This window comes from Mycobacterium sp. UM_Kg27 (assembly GCF_000972905.1).
GTDB lineage: Bacteria > Actinomycetota > Actinomycetes > Mycobacteriales > Mycobacteriaceae > Mycobacterium.
Genome location: NZ_JRMM01000030.1, coordinates 1 through 17,701, shown reverse-complemented (window position 1 = coordinate 17,701; position 17,701 = coordinate 1). Strand labels below are relative to the sequence as shown.

Below are 17,701 nucleotides of genomic sequence, written 5' to 3'. Positions count from 1 at the left end.
GGGAGTGAACGACTCGGTCATCTCATCGGACCGCGGTGCGTCGTTATCGGTAGTCCTCGCCGGCGGGGGCACTGCCGGCCATGTCGAACCTGCGATGGCGGTCGCGGACGCGCTGCGCGCACTGGACCCCGACGTCCGGATCACCGCGTTGGGCACCGCCCGCGGCCTGGAGAACCGGCTGGTGCCGGCCCGTGGCTACGACCTGGAGTTGATCACCCCGGTGCCATTGCCCCGCAAGATCAATGCCGACCTGGCCCGGCTGCCGCTGCGGGTGCTGCGTGCGGTCCGGGAGACCCGGGCGGTGCTGCGCGACGTGCAGGCCGACGTGGTGATCGGCTTCGGCGGCTACGTGGCGCTGCCGGCATATCTAGCCGCGCGGGGTCTCGGTGCCAAGCGGGTGCCGGTGGTGATCCACGAGGCCAATGCCCGCGCCGGCCTGGCCAACCGCGTCGGCGCCCGGGGCGCGCAACGGGTGCTGTCCGCAGTTCCTGATTGCGGTCTGGCCCACCCCGAGGTGGTCGGGGTGCCGGTCCGGGCGGCCATCACCACCTTGGACCGGGCCGCGCTGCGGTCGGCGGCCCGCGCCGAGTTCGGCTTCGCCGACGACGCCCGGGTACTGCTGGTATTCGGCGGCTCGCAGGGCGCCCGCTCGATCAACCAGGCGGTGGCCGGGGCGGCCGAACAACTCGCTGCCGCCGGTGTTTCGGTGCTGCACGCGCACGGCCCGAAGAACACCCTGGACCTGCCGGAAGCCGGCGCGGGCGATCCGCCGTACGTCGCGGTGCCCTATCTGGACCGGATGGACCTGGCCTATGCGGCCGCCGACCTGGCGATCTGCCGCTCCGGGGCGATGACGGTTGCCGAAGTGTCGGCGGTCGGGCTGCCCGCGGTGTACGTCCCGCTGCCGATCGGCAACGGGGAACAGCGCCTCAACGCGCTTCCGGTGGTCAATGCCGGGGGCGGAATCCTGGTCGACGACGCCGCGCTGACGCCGGATTTCGTGGCCGAGACGGTCGCGGGGCTGCTCACCGACACCGCGCGGCTGGCCGCGATGACCAGCGCCGCGGTCCTGGCCGGGCACCCCGAGGCTGCCCGCCGGGTCGCTTCCGTCGCACTGGATGTCGCGAGCGCAGCGAGGGACGGCCAGTGAGCGGCATGAGCGGGGTCGCACTGGATGTCGCGAGCGCCCGGCGGTCTGGGAGCCGGGCATGAGCTCCGACCGGCTGCCACCGGAGCTGAGCCGGGTACACATGGTCGGTATCGGCGGCGCGGGCATGTCCGGAATCGCCCGCATCTTGCTGGACCGCGGGGGGCTGGTCTCGGGCTCGGATGCCAAGGAGTCCCGCGGGATTCACGCACTGCGGGCCCGCGGCGCGCAGGTGCGGATCGGTCACGACGCGTCGGCCCTGGATCTGCTGCCCGGTGGGGTCACCGCCGTCGTCACCACCCACGCGGCGATTCCCAAGACCAACCCCGAGCTTGTCGAGGCGCGGCGTCGCGGCATCCCGGTGGTGTTGCGACCGGCGGTGCTGGCGAAGTTGATGGCCGGGCGCACCACGCTGATGGTCACCGGCACCCACGGCAAGACCACGACGACGTCGATGTTGGTGGTCGCGTTGCAGCACTGCGGCTTGGATCCGTCGTTCGCGGTCGGCGGCGAATTGGGTTCTGCCGGTGCAGAAGCCGGCACCAACGCCCATCATGGCAGCGGGCCGCTGTTCGTCGCCGAGGCCGATGAGAGCGACGGCTCGCTGTTGGAGTACACCCCCAACGTGGCGGTGGTGACCAACATCGAGGCGGACCATCTCGACTTCTTCGGCAGTGCCGAGGCCTACACCCAGGTGTTCGACGCGTTCGTCGAGCGCATCGCGCCGGGCGGGGCGGTGGTGGTGTGCGTCGATGACCCCGGTGGGGCCGAGCTGGCCGAGCGCACTGCGGCCCAGGGCATCCGGGTGCTGCGCTACGGCACCGAAGGCGCCGGGACGGCGCCGCTTGACGGCGAGCTGGTCAGTTGGGAGCAGCAGGGGACCGGAGCGGTCGCCGAGATCATGCTGGCCGGAACGGGCGAGCGCAGGGCGATGCGACTGTCGGTGCCGGGACGTCATATGGCACTCAATGCGCTCGGCGCGCTGCTGGCGGCGGTCGAGGTCGGTGCGCCGCTCGATGCGGTGCTCGACGGGCTGGCCGGGTTCGACGGGGTGCGCCGACGTTTCGAGCTGGTCGGGTCGGCAGGCGTCACGGGTTCGGTGCGGGTCTTCGACGACTACGCGCACCATCCCACCGAGATCTCCGCGACCTTGACCGCGGTCCGGGCGCTGCTGAACGAGCGCGGAACCGGGCGCAGCCTGGTGGTGTTCCAGCCGCATCTGTATTCGCGGACAAAGGAGTTCGCCGCCGAGTTCGGCCGGTCGCTGGACGGCGCCGACGAGGTTTTCGTCCTCGACGTCTACGGTGCGCGTGAGCAGCCGTTGCCCGGGGTGAGCGGCGCCAGCGTCGCCGAACATGTCAGTGTGCCGGTGCATTACCTGCCGGACTTCTCGGCGGTGCCCGACGCGGTGGCAGCGGCCGCCGGTCCCGGTGACGTGATCATCACCATGGGCGCCGGCGACGTCACCATGTTGGGGCCGGAGATCGTCAGCGCGTTGCGGGCACGCGCCGATCGGACCCCTCCCGGCAGTCCGGGGGCGCTGTGACCGTCCCGCCTGAGACCCCGGCCGGTCCACCGGAGGATCCGGATGATGCCGCCGACGTTCCAGTAACGGACGCGACGGAGGCCGCCGCCGACACCCCGGAAACGGACGCGGAGGTCGCGGAGGGCGACGTCGCCGCGGATGACGGCCAGGAGGCGGAGGCCGCCGACGAGCCCGCCGAGGTGGAGGGTCCACGACGCCGGGCCCGTCGCGAACGCGCGGAGCGGCGCGCCGCACAGGCGCGCGCCGAGGCCATCGAACAGGCCCGTAGAGAGGCCAAGCGGCGACTGCGCGCCGGTTCTGCCGACGCGCCCAAAGGCGTTCCCCGCGGCACCATTCGTGGGCTGAAGATGGTGCTGGCGGTCTTTCTGGCGGCGGTGCTGGTCGTCGGGCTCGGGCTCATCTTGTACTTCACCCCGCTGATGTCGGTGCGCGATATCGAGGTCACCGGGATCGCGACGGTGACCCGGGAGGAAGTGCTGGAGGTGGCGCGGGTCCGGCACGGAACGCCGTTGCTGCAGATCGACACCGGCAGCGTGGCCGATCGGGTCGCGACCATTCGACGGGTGGCCAGCACCCGGGTGCAGCGGCAGTACCCCTCGGTGCTGGGGATCGCGGTGGTCGAACGGGTCCCGGTGGTCTACAAGGATTTTCCGGACGGCCCGCACCTGTTCGACCGGGATGGCGTCGACTTTGCGACCGGGGCGCCGCCGAGAATGCTGCCGTTCTTCGATGTGGACAACCCTGGCCCGGCGGACCCGTCCACGCTGGCCGCTCTGCAGGTGATGACCTCGCTGGCGCCCGAGGTGGCCGGCCAGATCAGCCGGGTGGCCGCCCCGTCGGTGGCGTCGATCACCCTGACGCTGGCCGATGGCCGGGTGGTGGTGTGGGGCAACACCGACCGCACCGCGGAGAAGGCACAGAAGCTGGCGGCGTTGCTGACCCAGCCCGGCCACACCTATGACGTGTCGAGTCCGGACCTGCCCACCGTCCGGTAGCGCCGTCGAACGACCCGTCGGTGGCCTGCGAGTGTGAATCCGGCTGCACGGCACGCGGAAATCCCGTCGCCGGGTTCGCACTCGGTGAAGGTTCGCGGGCGGGAAGCCCCCGCCCGACAGGAAAATTCACCGGGCGTGTCTCGGCGCGTCGGCGCCGATGAGGGCGCAGGCGGTCCTACTGTGGCGGTTGCGCGGAACAACTTGACATAACTCTAAGCCTATGGTTGAGGTTGAGGGTTTTGTCGAAGACAGAATCGGGAGTTCCGCGCCAAGCCCGGCCCGAAGAGGACTCCAATCCCACCAGGGAGGAAGACGAACGATGACCCCACCGCACAACTATCTGGCCGTCATCAAAGTCGTGGGTATCGGTGGTGGCGGCGTCAACGCCGTCAACCGGATGATCGAGCAGGGCCTCAAGGGCGTTGAGTTCATCGCGATCAACACCGACGCGCAGGCATTGCTGATGAGCGACGCCGACGTCAAACTCGACGTCGGCCGTGACTCCACCCGCGGGCTCGGCGCCGGCGCCGACCCGGAAGTGGGCCGTCGCGCCGCCGAAGACGCCAAGGATGAGATCGAGGAGCTGCTGCGCGGCGCCGACATGGTGTTCGTCACCGCCGGGGAGGGCGGCGGCACCGGCACCGGCGGCGCCCCGGTGGTCGCGACCATCGCGCGCAAGCTCGGCGCACTGACCGTCGGTGTGGTCACCCGGCCGTTCTCCTTTGAGGGCAAGCGGCGCAGCAACCAGGCCGAGAACGGCATCACCGCGCTGCGGGAGAGCTGCGACACCCTGATCGTGATCCCCAATGACCGGCTGCTGCAGATGGGCGACGCCCAGGTCTCGCTGATGGACGCGTTCCGCAGCGCCGACGAGGTGTTGCTCAACGGTGTCCAGGGCATCACCGACCTGATCACCACGCCCGGCCTGATCAACGTCGACTTCGCCGACGTCAAGGGCATCATGAGCGGCGCCGGCACCGCGCTGATGGGCATCGGATCGGCCCGCGGTGACGGCCGGGCGCTCAAGGCCGCCGAGATCGCGATCAACTCGCCGCTGCTGGAAGCCTCGATGGAAGGCGCCCAGGGCGTGCTGATGTCGGTCGCCGGCGGCAGCGACCTGGGGCTGTTCGAGATCAACGAGGCGGCATCGCTGGTGCAGGACGCCGCGCACCCCGAGGCCAACATCATCTTCGGCACCGTGATCGACGACTCCCTCGGCGACGAGGTGCGGGTCACGGTGATCGCGGCCGGCTTCGACTCGGCGGGCTCCGGACGCAAGCCGGTGACCGGTACGCCCGGCGCGGCTCGGCACGCGATGGCGCCCGGACAGGCCGGCAAGGTCACCACGTCGCTGTTCGACCCGGTGGATGCGGTCAGTGTGCCGGCGCCCACCAACGGTGCGACGGTCAGTGTGGGCGGGCGCAATGGTGACGACGGCTGCGACGACGACGACGTCGACGTGCCGCCCTTCATGCGCCACTGACCTTCGGGCTTCGGCGCGGTGACGTTTCGCATCCGGCGGGTGACGACCACCCGCTCCGGTGGTGTGTCGAAGGCTCCGTTCGACAGCTTCAACCTCGGCGACCACGTCGGCGATGACCCGGCCGCGGTGGCGGCTAATCGCGCACGGCTGGCCAAGGCCACCGGCCTCGGTCCCGATCGGCTGGTGTGGATGAACCAGGTGCACGGTGATCATGTGGCGGTCGTCGACGGGCCGCGCGACACCCCGTTCGACGCCACCGATGCTCTGGTCACCACGGAGCCCCGGCTGGCGATGGTGGTGGTGACCGCCGACTGTGTTCCGGTGCTGATGGCCGACGCGCGGGCCGGGGTGGTCGCGGCAGTCCATGCCGGCCGGGTCGGCGCGCAGCATGGCGTGGTCGCTCGCACGCTGGAGTCCATGCTGGCGGCCGGGGCACACGCTGGCGACATTTCGGTTTTGCTGGGCCCAGCGGTCAGTGGACTGCACTACGAGGTGCCCGCTGAGATGGCCGACGAGGTCGAGGCGGCGCTGCCGGGCAGTCGCACCGTCACGTCGGCGGGCACTGTAGGGCTGGACCTGCGGGCCGGAATCGCGCGTCAACTAAGGGGATTGGGCGTGCAGGCCATCGACGCCGACCCGCGTTGTACGGCGGCGGACCCGAAATTGTTCAGTCACCGTCGCGACGGACTCACCGGCCGGCTGGCGTCGCTGGTCTGGCTGGAATGAGTCCGCGGTAGAGGTCGCTGGAAGGGTGGGTGAAACCGGTGGGAGCTGTCCGCGTGTCGGTGCCGCGTCAACGCGCTCGCTGCCGTTACCGTCACCGTTATTAGTCACTTCAGTCACACCTTCATCACAGTCATCAGCCTAGAAGGGTCCAAGGATGAGCACACTCCACAAGGTCAAGGCCTACTTCGGGATGGCTCCTATGGAGGACTACGACGACGACTACTACGACGACGGCGATGACCGCGCCGGGTCGCGTGACTACGCGCCCCGGGCGGAGCGATTCGGCGAGGATGTTTTCGACCGGGTAGGCGGCCGCTCGGAGGGCCGCTACGACGATCGCGACTACGACGACGTGCCCGGCGGCTACCGGGGCGGCTACGACGACGACGCCCGCGACCCCCGCTACCGCGCGCGTGAGTTCGACCGGCCCCGTGACTTCGAGCGCCGGTTCTCCTCGCTGCGCGGCTCGACCCGCGGCGCCCTGGCGATGGAGCCGCGCCGGATGGCCCAGATGTTCGACGAGAGCAGCCCGCTGTCGAAGATCACCACGCTGCGGCCCAAGGACTACAGCGAAGCCCGCACCATCGGCGAGCGGTTCCGCGACGGCACCCCGGTCATCATGGACCTGGTGTCGATGGACAACGCCGACGCCAAGCGGCTGGTCGACTTCGCGGCGGGGCTTGCCTTCGCCCTGCGCGGCTCTTTCGACAAGGTCGCGACCAAGGTGTTTCTGCTGTCTCCGGCCGATGTCGACGTCTCCCCGGAGGAGCGTCGCCGCATCGCCGAGACCGGCTTCTACGCCTATCGGTAGGCTGGAACGGCAGTCGAGCCGGTCAGCACTGCTGATGCGGGCACACCCTCGTCAGTAAGGTCGCATTCCGTTGGCGCTGTTCTTCACGATTCTTGGTATCGCGCTATTTGTCTTCTGGCTGTTGCTGATCGCCCGGATCGTCATCGAGTTCATTCGCTCGTTCAGCCGTGACTGGCACCCGACGGGTGCCACCGTGGTGATCCTGGAACTGATCATGAGCATCACCGATCCGCCGGTGAAACTGCTGCGACGGCTCATTCCGCAGCTGACCATCGGGGCGGTGCGGATCGACCTGTCGATCATGGTGCTGCTGCTGATCGCGTTCGTCGGCATGGAGCTGGCCCTGCAGCACGCCGCTTAGCGGCGTCAGCGGGGCTCAGACCCGGGTCAGTCGCAACCGCCACGCCTCCGGTCCACGCTCCTCGTAGCCGACCGCCAGCCGGCCACCGCTGCGCTCAGCGAGCTGACGCAGCAGCGGGATCGGGTCGTGCGGGGCCACCAGCAGCAGCGATCCGCCCACCGGAACCGCGTCGAAGGCGCCGAACACCGTGGCATGTCTGATGGCGTGCGGAATCTCGCGCACGTCGAGTTCGGGCATCTCGTCGTCTTCCTCGCCGCAGCCGCAACCGGTGTGGCCGTCGTGCCCGTGGGCGGCGGGCCCGGGCTGGGCCGTGGGAGCGGACCCGGATGCGACGTCATCGAGGCCGGGAAGTTGGGCGGCCAGTGCGGCCAGTGAGACGCCGCTGGCCTGGGCGAGTGCGGGCAGCAGCAGGTCGGCGATCTTGCCCAGCACTGCATCCAGCAGGACGCGCAGCGCCTCGACATGCGCGACCCGCTGAACCCGGTCGGTGCCGTGGGCGATTCGCGCCGCCAGCTGCTCGATCAGGTGGATGTCACCGAGCAGGCCTTCGACCAGCAGCCGCGAGCGCTCGACGCCGGCCAACGCCGGGAATATCAGGCCCACCGCGGCCTGTAACTGCGGTCGTACCGCTCGGTCGAGGGACACCTGCACGGCCCCGAGTGCCTCATCGAAGGTCGGCCCGGCGACCGCGGCGAACAACGCTGCGCCCAGGGCGGCCTGGCGGCCGAGGAGTTCGGCGTAGCGAGATCGGATGTCATCGACGGCTGCCGAGTCCGCTTCGCTGGTCGCCATGACCACGTCATTGGTTGTCATTCCCGAGTGTCCCTCCGGTCGGTTCCGCGCGGTTCGACCTCGTCAGGAATATTTACGGGTCGCGATTGTGAATAATACGGCGCCGGCGGCCGGACCGGTACCCCCGTCGGCCGAGCGCGGCCGTGGGGGGTGGGCGGCCGACACGGTTGGTGCGTAGCGAAATAGCTCACATTTCCCAGGTTGGGCGCCTAAGCACTTTGCTGCCGCCGGCCGGAAGGGTGGAGTCGCAGCCGATTGTCGGCGGTGCCCAGAGGCCCAGTTCCCGGCGGTTTGGCCTCACCGCCATGGCCTCCGGGCACCGCTCACCGGCCGGGATCGCCGATCGTCGGCGGAGCTTGCGTTTGCCAATGCGTGATTTCTGTGGCAGCAATTTGAAATTCACTCTTAATATCGTTCACATTGCCGAGCGCAGCGGCTGATGTGACAGGATGGACGGCAGTTACACACCGCGAGCGTTTTCCCGGTCGACTAACGTGCCCGATCGGCGCTACCAACTACCTGACTCGAGGGGGCAGACGATGCCACTAACACCGGCCGACGTACATAACGTCGCGTTCAGCAAACCGCCGATTGGGAAGCGCGGCTACAACGAGGACGAGGTCGACGCCTTCCTCGACTTGGTCGAGACCGAGCTGACGCGCCTTATCGAGGAGAACGCCGACCTGCGTCAGCGGGTGAGCGAGCTCGACCAGGACTTGGCCGCGGCCCGCGCCGGTGGCGCCGCCCAGCCGATTCCCTCGATCCCGGCCTACGAGCCGGCCCCGGAGCCGGTGGCGCCGCCGCAGCCGGTGGCCGCCGCGCCGGCCGCCGAAGTGCCTGCCGAGGAGCAGCACCTCAAGGCGGCCCGCGTGCTGAGCCTGGCCCAGGACACCGCCGACCGGTTGACCGGCACCGCCCGGGCCGAGTCGGAGAAGCTGATGGCCGACGCCCGCGCCAACGCCGACCAGATCCTCACCGAGGCACGCCAGACCGCGGAGACGACGGTCGCCGAAGCCCGCCAGCGCGCCGACGCCATGCTCTCCGACGCCCAGACCCGTTCGGAGACCCAGTTGCGCCAGGCCCAGGAGAAGGCCGACGCACTGCAGGCCGACGCCGAGCGCAAGCACTCCGAGATCATGGGCACGATCAACCAGCAGCGCACTGTGCTGGAAGGCCGCCTCGAACAACTGCGCACCTTCGAGCGCGAGTACCGCACCCGGCTCAAGACCTATCTGGAATCCCAGCTCGAGGAGCTGGGCCAGCGCGGTTCGGCAGCGCCCGTCGACAGCAGTGCCAGCGGCGACGGCGGCGGCTTCAACCACTTCAACCGCGGCACCAACTGACCGTCGGAGTCGAGTAGTTCGCCCGTCGGACTGGAGGTGAGTCGATGCTGGTCATCGCATTGGTATTGGCGGTAATCGGCCTGGCCGCATTGGTGTTCGCCGTCGTCACCAGCAATGCGCTGGTGGCGTGGGTCTGCATCGGCGCCAGCGTGCTGGGCGTACTGCTGCTGATCGTGGACGCCCTGCGGGAGCGGCGCGCGAACGCCCCGGCGGTCGAGGCCCCCTCGGATGCCGGGGACGCCGTTGAGGAGTCCGAGGTTCCCGCCGACGAGGTCTACGACGCGGCCGATTACGAGGCCGACGATGCCGGCGTCGAGAACTCCGAGGCCGCTGAGGTGGCCGACTTCGACGCTGAGGCCGCCGAGCCAACCGAAGTGGCCGCTGAGGAGCCCGCTACGCACCCGGCCGATTAGCCGCTGTTCGGCCGGTCGTCGGCGCGGCCAGCAGGTCGCGGACTTCGTCGTCGGTGGTCTGGTCAAAGTTGCGATAGACCTGTCCCACCGCGTCGAAGGCCTCGGGGCTGGTGACGCAGACGACGTCGTCGGCTTCCTGGGCGATCTTGCGACATGCGGAGCGTGCCGCCACCGGCACGGCGACGATGATCGACGCCGGTTCGGCCGCCTGGACCACCCGGACCGCCGCCAGCACGCTCGCACCGGTGGCGATACCGTCGTCGACCAAGATCACCACCCGGCCGCGCAGATCGGTCGCCGGGCGGTCGCCACGGTAGGCACGTTCGCGGCGGCGTAATTCGGTGGTCTCGCGCTCGATCACCGACTGCACCACGTCGTCGCCGATAGCCAGGCTGCGGACCACCTCGTCGTTCATCACCACCTGGCCGCCGGCCAGCGCGCCCATCGCCAACTCGGGCTGCTGCGGCACCCCGATCTTGCGGACCAGAAACACGTCCAGCGGCGCTCGCAGGGCAGCGGCGACCTCCCAGGCGACCGGGACCCCGCCGCGGGCTAATCCCAGCACCACCACGCCCTGGGCGCCCGCAGCGGCGGGCAGGGAGTCGGCCAGATAGCCCGTCACCAGCTCGGCCAGGACCCGGCCGGCGTCACGGCGGTCGGAAAAGGTGCGTGGCGCCGGCTGGCGAAGGTACGCGCCTGGACGAGTCATCTCCCCACCGAGCCTACGACGGTTGGGACTTCGGTGATTCAGCTCGGCCATTCCGCAGCCGGTCAAAGCGGAGCCTGATCCGGCCTGCGCGCCCCGAGACGGCAGGGCGGTTGCCCGCCTCTGAGCGACACGTCCGGTCAATCCCGGCTCACCACAGCAGTTGTCGCTCAAAGCCGGGCACCAGCCCACATGGTCGGAGCGGGCCGTAACCGAGGACCCGACTCCGCACAGAAAATGTGTCCGAGGGGGGACTTGGCCACTTACGACACGGGTTCTGACCTGGCGAATCGGTACCTGATCGTCATCCATGCCGGGGTCGACCCACCTCTGACGTCGAGCGGTCGGATTAGCGGTCGAGTTGGGCGGGGGCGAGTCGGCACCCGGCGGCTTGGGCTCCGGCGTGCAGGCGTCGGTCCCAAACGGCGACGATCAGGCCGGGGTCGCCGACTGCCAACGCGCTGGCCAGATGGACAGCGTCGGCTCCGCGCAAGGCATGGGCGCGGGCGAGGCGGCCGGCGTGCTGTTCAATTGTCGCGGTGAGTTCGACTGGGCGGGTGGCGGCCCAGAAGTCCTCCCAGTCACGCTCGGCAGCGGCGAGCTCGGATTCAGTTAGGTCGTGATTGCGGGCTGCTGCAGCGAGTGCGGCGCGGACTTCGGGGTAGGCCAGACGGCTGGACAATGCGGCGTCGCAGCCGTCCCATAGCGCGGACGCCAGCGAGCTCCCTGTCTCGGTGGTGAGAAGTTTGACGAAGGCGCTGGCGTCGAAGTAGACGAGCGGCACCGGTCAGCGCCGCTGGTCGCTGACCTGGTCAGACACCGGCCGCCGCGGCCTGGGCCGGGACCGTCCCGCAGCGACGGGCCGCTGCGCGGTGGCCCTGCCAATCACGCCTTCGGCCGTGAGACGCTCCAAGGTGCCTGCGCTGTCCAGCGCAGCGAGTCGCGCGACCGGAATCCCGCGGTCGGTGATGACGACCTCACCACCAGCCCGAACTCGATCGAGCCAATCGCTAAGGTGCGCGCGCAACTCGGTCACGGATACCTCCACACCGTGAACTGTACACTCGCTGAACCGTGATTTGTACATGTCACTCCTGAGTGTGGCAACGACGACCTGAGAGATTGACCTGCGCAAGCCGGAGGCGAGGTGGCAACGGGCCGGTACACCGATTCGTCCGCGGTGCTGGCGACGCCGAGACGGTCGATATCATGGTGGCTGGTGGCCTTCCGTCCAAGCTGCATCCGAAGGTGTTGCGGCGGAAGGTGTTTGCCGTCCCCGGTGGGACTTCGGCGCAGCTGGCGTTCGTGGTCAGCTGCATGGAGGCGGCAGCGCCTCGGTGTCGGACGCCGGGTCTAGCTTGCAGCAGCGGGCTCTTGAATTCTCTGCTTGAGGTGCTGTGTGCGGTGACTGCTGGCGATCGCCTTCATTGGCGTTCTGTTGCCAGCGACCCGATTGAACGACTCTCCCAGTAGTAACAGTTGGCCTGAGTCGCGAAGAACCTCGACATGCCTTGGATCGTATTCGTATGACGGAGCGTGCTTCAAGCTGGTGTAGGCGTCCCAGAACAGTTGGCTCCACATGTTTAGTTGGTGGCATTACCCCGAGACCGTGGCTATGAGACCGAAATCACAACTACCCGTTTGAAATTCAATAGCCCACAACTGACTAGGAACATAAGGGGTAACCGAGCTTCAACTTGGGTGCGATTGCTGAACAACCGGTTTTTACTCAATCGTCACGTCGAGGGGCTCGCCCATCGGGCGGCCAGGAGTCGGTACCCGACTCAAGCGGAATATTCAAGGATCGAAGCAGGATCGAAAAGAGCCGCCAATTGGCGATCGCTCCGACAAGTTCGACCAAAACCGCGTGATCGCCATTGAATGCCTTGTGGCACGCGGCCCAGTTTTCCTCGGCAATGACCCCGTCACGTACCACATCATCGGTCGCCGCCAGGACTGCACGCTCGGCATGGCCCAGACGATTGGAACTTTGCCAGTCACGCACCGCCAGAAGGTCATCCGAAGCCACACCGAGCAGCGTCGCGATTCGCCAATGCTGTGTCCACTCATATACCGACCCCGTTACCCAGCCGATGCGCATGATGATCAATTCGCGTAGCCGGGCGTCGAGCACACCGTTAAATAGCAGCGCCTCGAGCATTCCGTACAGGGCCACTGCGAGGCTCGGCTGGTGAAGTGCCACGCGAAATACTGACAGTTCTGCCATCTCTTCGGGCAGCCCACACTCGGCAGCCCGCAGCCGGGCCTGCTCAAGGTCGAGCATCGGTACGCGTTCCGTCCTCGTCACGTGACCTTTCTCTGTTGAAGCTCCGCATGCTGTGAGGGCGTGGGCACGAAGACGTTGTGCAGGGCCGCACTCGATTTGGCATTTTCATCTGCAAGCGAACTGAGCAGCGGCGCGAGACCAGCGAATCCGGTTGATTCTCTTGTGATCCGGTCGAACGGCCAGCGGCGCGTGGCCAGAATCTCGAGGGCTGCCCGGTAGGCGGGATACTCCACGCCGAGTGCACCGGAGATGTGTAATTCCTTATACACCAGCGTGTCTGGTTCAAAGCCGGGCGCGCCGCCTCCGCCGCGGGTGCCGGCAACCACGACCGTGCCGCCAGGCCTGGCAAGGGCGACGGCGTCGGCGAACGCGGAGGGTGCTTTGGCGGTGACATCGACGACCACGTCGGCAAGCTGTCCGCCTGTCTCACGCTGGAGCGCTGTCACTGCATCGTCCTGCGATACGTCGATGGGCAGGTCGACACCGAATGATCTGGCTATGGCCAGTCGCTGATCGTCGCGTGGACCGATGCCGGTCATCGCGACGAAAGCGGCTCCCGCCTCTTTCGCCGCCACCGCCGCGCAGATCCCGCGGATGCCCGGTCCCAGTATCGCTACGATACCCCCCGCCTTGGTGTCGGGAAGAGTTTTCCCCCATTGGATACCGGCCCCGAGAGGGTTGAACAACGTGGCGAGAACGGGGTCCATGTCTTCGGCAATCGGGAGTAGCATCGCGTCCCACGGAAGCTCCACATGGGTGGCGTATCCGCCCCATAACCCGGCGCCGATCTCCACGTCGACGAACCCGAACATGGTGGCGATGCCGTTCACCGCACATCGCCGGTATTCGCCGCGGCGACACTCCGGGCAGTCTCGGCAGGACCGGAACACCTCGACGGCCACGCGCTGGCCGGCCTGGACGCACAAGCGTTCGCTGGCCGCATTGCCGACATGTTCGACGATGCCGACGATTTCGTGACCTGGAACGAATGAGAAGCCGGCAGGCAGGTGTCCGGTGAATTGTTCGTGATCTGTACCGCATAGACCACATGCTTCAACTCGCAGGATCGCACCGCGGTCACCGACGTCGGGGATGGTCATCTGGCGCCGCTCCAGATTCCGCGGTCCGGTCAACACCATGGCCTCGGCGATCATGGAAGCTCGAATCCCGTGGACGACCCTGTGTTTCGGAGGCAAACCGTTCTGCCAACGTACATCTCGCCCGCCATCGCCTCGGCAATCTGCGGATCGTCGCTGCGTGCGACGACTCTTCGCCCGTCGGACAGGTGCGCGATGATCGGTGTCCATCGAGGTCGCCCGTCTCGGTCGTATTCGACCGTGTACCCGTCCACTGTCGCGCGACCGGTCGCCTCGTCGACGCCTGCGACGGCCAGCCGCGATGAATCGATCTGAGCTTGTTCGTCTGCCGTGTCGATCAGTCGCCACCCGGTTGGTGGAGGGGTGGCCGACCACACACCGACCGAATGTTTCGTCGAATACCAACCGAGGCCGGTGACGACGTCGTCCCCGCGATGGGTTACTTCGCCTACGCCGACCACCACCGGAGTACGCGCTTCTACCGACAATCGATCACTCGCTCAGGGCCACGGGCTGTTGTGAGACACGAATGCGATGGTGTCATATCTGCAGTCAAGCCACAATGGTGTGCGCCCGCGGCATACTGGCTGTTGTGTCGACGAAGTTGGTGCGATGGGGTGCCGCCGCGCCGTCAGATCGTGGTTCCGCTCGCGACCGATTGCTAGATGCTGCCGAGCGGTGCCTAGAGAGTTGCGGCGTGGTAGGCACGACCATGGAGGACATCGGCAGAACAGCGGGTGTCTCCAGGGCAACGGTGTATCGCTACTTCCCTAATCGGGAGGCGGTGATGTCGGGCGTCATCATTCGCGCCGCCGAGCGCTATCTCGATCGCATCAACCCCCGGATCGCGGAGCACACCGATCTGGGCTCCGCTCTCGTCGATTTCGTGGAATACACAGTTGAGGCCGCGCGCCGCGAAGAGATCATCGGATTGTTGTTCGGCAGCGACGAGGAACTCGCCGGCGTTGGCCTCGCGGCGGGGACCTCGACGTCACTCTTCGAACTCGTCACCGAGTTTCTCCGTCCCATCTTCAGGAGACACTGGAGTTACGTAGAACCGGGCGTCTCCGTCGACGACGCCGCCGAGTGGGTTCTCCGCACGATACTGAGCCTGCTGACTGTTCGAGGACCGCGGGAGCGCAGTCGTGACGGGCTCCGGACATTTCTTTCAAGGTTTCTCCTTCCCGCAATCCTGGCGAGCGACCATTGTCGACCGATGTGACAGACAAGGCGTAATGTCTCAACCACAGCTGAGGTAGGAGGCCGGACATGTCTGTGCAGTTCACCACGTTCAACCAGCAGGTCGCTGAACAACTGCAGAGCGCAGCAGAAACCACGGGCGGGTTGGCCGGTTACCTCGGCTTCCGGCACACTGACTTCACTGCTGGACGGCTCGTCGCGGAGATGGACGCACGCGACGACCTGAAGACGCCTTTCGGCAACTTGCATGGCGGCTGCTTGTCGGCCATGGTCGACCATTGCCTTGGAGTGGTGTTTTATCCCGTGATTCCGATGGGATCCTGGGTCGCGACGACGGAGTTCAAACTGAATTTGCTTCGTCCAGTTTCCAGCGGAACCTGTGTAGCCACGGCTGAGATCATCTCGCTGGGCAGAACCAGCGGTGTGGCACGTATCGACATCTGCAACGACGGCAGAGCGGTGTGTGCGGCGCAGGGCACCGTCACCGTCGTCGCACCGAAGGCCATCTCTTGATGTCTGCAAACAGAGCACATGATTTGTCCGCTCCTGTCGTCGAGCGCGTGCCCACGGTGGATGGGCTCTCGCTGGCGGTCGACTTCTACCGCTGTGACGGACCGCGGGCGGTCGTGTTGCTCCTTCACGGCGGTGGTCAGAGCCGGCACGCCTGGGATGTCACCGCCCAACGATTGCATCAGCGGGGCTACACCGTTGCCGCCTACGACGCAAGGGGACATGGTGACAGCGACTGGGATCCAGACGGACGCTATGACATCGAACGGCTGGGGTCCGACCTGTTGGCCGTGCGCGCGTACGCCGGCTCCGCCCGCCCAGTTGCCGCGATCGGGGCATCGTTGGGCGGTTTGACCATCCTCGGCACGCACTTGCTCGCCCCATCGGAGCTATGGCAGGCCGTCGTCCTGGTTGACATCACTCCGCGAATGCAGATGCACGGCGCCCGCCGAGTCCTATCGTTCATGTCGGCCCATCCCGAAGGTTTCGACAGCCTAGAGTCGGCCGCTGACGTGATCGCCGCCTACAACCCGCACCGCCCTCGCCCCGAAAACGTCGACGGCCTTCAAAAAGTCCTCCGCCGACGTGGAGACGGTCGCTGGGCCTGGCGATGGGATCCGGCGTTTGCGACGTCGAATTTTCAGTTCCTGCAGAGTGATTCAGACGACGGCGCAGAGGAGTTCGAGATGATGAGCGCATTCCTTGTCGATGGCGCGCGACAGGTGTCCGCGCCGGCGCTGCTGGTCCGCGGCCTGCTGTCGGACATAGTCTCCGAAGAGACAGTGAAGGATTTCCTCACCTTGGTTCCCCACGCGCAAACCGTTGACGTGTCAGGCGCGGGCCACATGGTTGCTGGCGACAACAACGACGCATTCTCGACGGCGGTCGTCGACTTTCTCGACCGTACCGTTTGACGCCAGTCGTCGGGCTGCGCGGGAGATCCCAGTTCGCCACCTATTCTGCTCGTATGCCAACTGATTCGGCGCGGATGTCGTTTCGCCGACATATCCGCGAGCAGGTCTTGAGGGCGACACGGGAACTCACCATTGAGAAGGGCTGGGAACAAGTCCGAGTGAGTGAGGTCGCCGAACTTGTCGGCGTCTCCCGACCGACGCTATACAAGGAGTTCGGCGATAAGCAGGGACTTGGTGACGCGCTCGTGGTGGCCGAGGGTCAGCGCTTCCTGGAGGGTATCCACGCCATTCTCGCCGAACACACCGGCGACGTTCAGGGCGGCATCACCGCAGCGGTGCGGTTCACCCTGCGTGAAGCAGAAGCCAGTCCGCTCCTGAAGTCGGTGCTGACGTCCAACCACTCAGGGGATGATCGCGCCGGTGCGCCGACGACGGGCGTTCTTCCTCTCCTGCCGACATCGGCGTCCCTGCTCCAGCTCTCCTCCGCGGCTTTGGTCGCGTGGTTTCACGACCACTTCGCCGATCTCGACTCCGAAGACGTCGAGGAGGTCGCAGACGTTCTGGTGCGGCTCACCGTGAGTCACGTCGTTCTTCCCTCCGCGGACATCGCCACCACGGGTGCGCGGATCTCGCGGGTGGCGCTCCGCTACCTCGGCGTTGGCTATAGATAGCTGTGACTTGAGCGGTCTTGGCCTCGATCCACTGACAATGGACTGTTTGTCGGGGTGTCGGGATAAGGAAAGTGCGTTCTGAGCTGGGAAGATTGATATTGTTCAGGCAACAATCGGTCCAGTTCGAGAACGGCACTTCCGGCGCGAGTGTCCCACACGTTCACCCCGCGGTCCGATGTGTTCGATGAGGATATCTGGTGTCGTGCGCGGGCCTGGTGCCGGTGATGGCGCTGGCTGAGCAGGCAGGCCTATCGGAGTTGTTGGCCAACAAGATTCACATCGCAGCTCCCAGGGTCAAGTCGAGGTCGGCCAATCCGGCTCCGAAACTGGCCACCCTGATCGCGAGCATGTAAGCGGGCGCGGATTACATCGATGATGTCGACCTGGTCCGCGCTGGCGGCATAAATCCCTTTTTCCGCCGGGTGTATCCCCCGTCAACGATGGGAACGCTGTTGCGGGAGTTCACTTTCGGTCATGCCCGCCAATTGGATTCGGTGCTGGCCGAGCATCTGGCCGGCTTGTGTGACCGGGTGAATCTGCTGCCCGGCGCGCAGGCTCGGGCCTCCATCGAACACCCGGGGAGAGGCGACGCTGCAGAAAGACGCCGCAAAGGTCGGATCTCCGGACCCGCCGGGACAGCTCAATGTGGTGAGAGCCGGAACTCGCTCGGAGAGCGGCCCTGTCTCTTATACACATCTG

General features: G+C 67.0%; 18 protein-coding genes and 3 pseudogenes. 14 read left to right on the top strand and 7 right to left on the bottom strand.

Annotated elements, in window-relative coordinates; all coding sequences use genetic code 11:
* Positions 1 to 4 precede the first annotated feature (4 nt).
* From murG to LI94_RS07300, 7 genes are all read left to right on the top strand, one after another.
* Positions 5 to 1,150: an undecaprenyldiphospho-muramoylpentapeptide beta-N-acetylglucosaminyltransferase gene (gene murG / locus LI94_RS07330; RefSeq protein ID WP_046300781.1), complete on the top strand. Its 1,146-nt coding sequence runs from the start codon at positions 5 to 7 to the stop codon at positions 1,148 to 1,150.
* 58 nt (positions 1,151 to 1,208) lie between these two features.
* A complete protein-coding gene (gene murC / locus LI94_RS07325; RefSeq protein ID WP_046300780.1) occupies positions 1,209 to 2,693 on the top strand; it encodes a UDP-N-acetylmuramate--L-alanine ligase in 1,485 nt (494 codons plus the stop codon).
* Complete coding sequence (locus LI94_RS07320; protein WP_024440476.1) at positions 2,690 to 3,688, top strand: cell division protein FtsQ/DivIB; 999 nt, start codon at positions 2,690 to 2,692, stop codon at positions 3,686 to 3,688. Before murC ends, LI94_RS07320 begins: the two co-directional genes overlap by 4 nt.
* Before the next feature lie 319 nt (positions 3,689 to 4,007).
* Complete coding sequence (ftsZ, locus tag LI94_RS07315; protein WP_024440475.1) at positions 4,008 to 5,171, top strand: cell division protein FtsZ; 1,164 nt, start codon at positions 4,008 to 4,010, stop codon at positions 5,169 to 5,171.
* 18 nt (positions 5,172 to 5,189) lie between these two features.
* Positions 5,190 to 5,897 (top strand): peptidoglycan editing factor PgeF, encoded by a 708-nt coding sequence (gene pgeF / locus LI94_RS07310; RefSeq protein ID WP_046300779.1) that lies wholly within the window; start codon positions 5,190 to 5,192, stop codon positions 5,895 to 5,897.
* Between the two features lie 154 nt (positions 5,898 to 6,051).
* The gene (locus LI94_RS07305; RefSeq protein ID WP_024440473.1) at positions 6,052 to 6,708 is read left to right on the top strand and encodes a cell division protein SepF; all 657 of its coding nucleotides are present in this window, start codon (positions 6,052 to 6,054) and stop codon (positions 6,706 to 6,708) included.
* A 70-nt stretch (positions 6,709 to 6,778) separates the two neighbouring features.
* Complete coding sequence (locus LI94_RS07300) at positions 6,779 to 7,069, top strand: YggT family protein (protein ID WP_024440472.1); 291 nt, start codon at positions 6,779 to 6,781, stop codon at positions 7,067 to 7,069.
* 15 nt (positions 7,070 to 7,084) lie between these two features.
* On the opposite strand, the gene LI94_RS07295 is transcribed toward LI94_RS07300, so the two are convergent.
* On the bottom strand, positions 7,085 to 7,882 hold the full coding sequence (locus LI94_RS07295; protein WP_046300778.1) for a DUF2249 domain-containing protein: 798 nt from the start codon (positions 7,880 to 7,882) through the stop codon (positions 7,085 to 7,087).
* A 518-nt stretch (positions 7,883 to 8,400) separates the two neighbouring features.
* Here LI94_RS07295 and LI94_RS07290 point away from each other — a divergent pair.
* Together LI94_RS07290 and LI94_RS07285 are read left to right on the top strand one after the other, a co-directional pair.
* A complete protein-coding gene (locus LI94_RS07290) occupies positions 8,401 to 9,204 on the top strand; it encodes a DivIVA domain-containing protein (protein WP_024440470.1) in 804 nt (267 codons plus the stop codon).
* Positions 9,205 to 9,248: 44 nt separating this feature from the next.
* Positions 9,249 to 9,617: a hypothetical protein gene (locus tag LI94_RS07285; RefSeq protein WP_024440469.1), complete on the top strand. Its 369-nt coding sequence runs from the start codon at positions 9,249 to 9,251 to the stop codon at positions 9,615 to 9,617.
* Here LI94_RS07285 and LI94_RS07280 read toward each other — a convergent pair.
* From LI94_RS07280 to LI94_RS07255, 6 genes and pseudogenes are all read right to left on the bottom strand, one after another.
* Positions 9,598 to 10,326 (bottom strand): phosphoribosyltransferase, encoded by a 729-nt coding sequence (locus LI94_RS07280; protein WP_046300777.1) that lies wholly within the window; start codon positions 10,324 to 10,326, stop codon positions 9,598 to 9,600. The genes LI94_RS07285 and LI94_RS07280 overlap by 20 nt on opposite strands.
* A 346-nt stretch (positions 10,327 to 10,672) precedes the next feature.
* Positions 10,673 to 11,107, bottom strand: a complete 435-nt coding sequence (locus LI94_RS07275; protein WP_046286737.1) for a type II toxin-antitoxin system VapC family toxin — start codon at positions 11,105 to 11,107, stop codon at positions 10,673 to 10,675.
* Positions 11,108 to 11,110: 3 nt separating this feature from the next.
* Positions 11,111 to 11,565, bottom strand: a pseudogene (locus LI94_RS24435) (type II toxin-antitoxin system Phd/YefM family antitoxin).
* Positions 11,566 to 12,052: 487 nt separating this feature from the next.
* Complete coding sequence (locus tag LI94_RS07265; protein WP_036428816.1) at positions 12,053 to 12,631, bottom strand: carboxymuconolactone decarboxylase family protein; 579 nt, start codon at positions 12,629 to 12,631, stop codon at positions 12,053 to 12,055.
* Complete coding sequence (locus LI94_RS07260; RefSeq protein ID WP_046286738.1) at positions 12,628 to 13,764, bottom strand: zinc-binding dehydrogenase; 1,137 nt, start codon at positions 13,762 to 13,764, stop codon at positions 12,628 to 12,630. The genes LI94_RS07265 and LI94_RS07260 overlap by 4 nt, the downstream gene beginning before the upstream one ends.
* Positions 13,761 to 14,129: pseudogene (locus LI94_RS07255) on the bottom strand (acetyl-CoA acetyltransferase); the annotation flags it as partial. The gene LI94_RS07260 and the pseudogene LI94_RS07255, both read right to left, overlap by 4 nt.
* 275 nt (positions 14,130 to 14,404) lie before the next feature.
* On the opposite strand from LI94_RS07255, the gene LI94_RS07250 reads away from it, so the two are divergent.
* From LI94_RS07250 to LI94_RS23055, 5 genes and pseudogenes are all read left to right on the top strand, one after another.
* Positions 14,405 to 14,929: a TetR/AcrR family transcriptional regulator gene (locus tag LI94_RS07250; protein WP_008256180.1), complete on the top strand. Its 525-nt coding sequence runs from the start codon at positions 14,405 to 14,407 to the stop codon at positions 14,927 to 14,929.
* A gap of 53 nt (positions 14,930 to 14,982) precedes the next feature.
* Positions 14,983 to 15,420, top strand: a complete 438-nt coding sequence (locus LI94_RS07245; protein WP_046286743.1) for a PaaI family thioesterase — start codon at positions 14,983 to 14,985, stop codon at positions 15,418 to 15,420.
* Positions 15,420 to 16,331, top strand: coding sequence for an alpha/beta hydrolase (locus LI94_RS07240; protein ID WP_046286740.1), 912 nt, complete (start codon positions 15,420 to 15,422; stop codon positions 16,329 to 16,331). Before LI94_RS07245 ends, LI94_RS07240 begins: the two co-directional genes overlap by 1 nt.
* A gap of 92 nt (positions 16,332 to 16,423) precedes the next feature.
* Complete coding sequence (locus LI94_RS07235; RefSeq protein ID WP_174682934.1) at positions 16,424 to 17,002, top strand: TetR/AcrR family transcriptional regulator; 579 nt, start codon at positions 16,424 to 16,426, stop codon at positions 17,000 to 17,002.
* A 147-nt stretch (positions 17,003 to 17,149) separates the two neighbouring features.
* Positions 17,150 to 17,553 (top strand): annotated as a pseudogene (locus LI94_RS23055) (IS1380 family transposase); the annotation flags it as partial.
* Positions 17,554 to 17,701: the final 148 nt, after the last annotated feature.

Bases quoted from the DNA above. Each gene is read 5' to 3' on its own strand.
- murC (WP_046300780.1), top strand. From the start codon at position 1,209: ATGAGCTCCGACCGGCTGCCACCGGAGCTGAGCCGGGTACACATGGTC.
- ftsZ (WP_024440475.1), top strand. From the start codon at position 4,008: ATGACCCCACCGCACAACTATCTGGCCGTCATCAAAGTCGTGGGTATC.
- LI94_RS07305 (WP_024440473.1), top strand. From the start codon at position 6,052: ATGAGCACACTCCACAAGGTCAAGGCCTACTTCGGGATGGCTCCTATG.
- LI94_RS07295 (WP_046300778.1), bottom strand. From the start codon at position 7,882: ATGACAACCAATGACGTGGTCATGGCGACCAGCGAAGCGGACTCGGCA.
- LI94_RS07290 (WP_024440470.1), top strand. From the start codon at position 8,401: ATGCCACTAACACCGGCCGACGTACATAACGTCGCGTTCAGCAAACCG.
- LI94_RS07285 (WP_024440469.1), top strand. From the start codon at position 9,249: ATGCTGGTCATCGCATTGGTATTGGCGGTAATCGGCCTGGCCGCATTG.
- LI94_RS07280 (WP_046300777.1), bottom strand. From the start codon at position 10,326: ATGACTCGTCCAGGCGCGTACCTTCGCCAGCCGGCGCCACGCACCTTT.
- LI94_RS07260 (WP_046286738.1), bottom strand. From the start codon at position 13,764: ATGATCGCCGAGGCCATGGTGTTGACCGGACCGCGGAATCTGGAGCGG.
- LI94_RS07240 (WP_046286740.1), top strand. From the start codon at position 15,420: ATGTCTGCAAACAGAGCACATGATTTGTCCGCTCCTGTCGTCGAGCGC.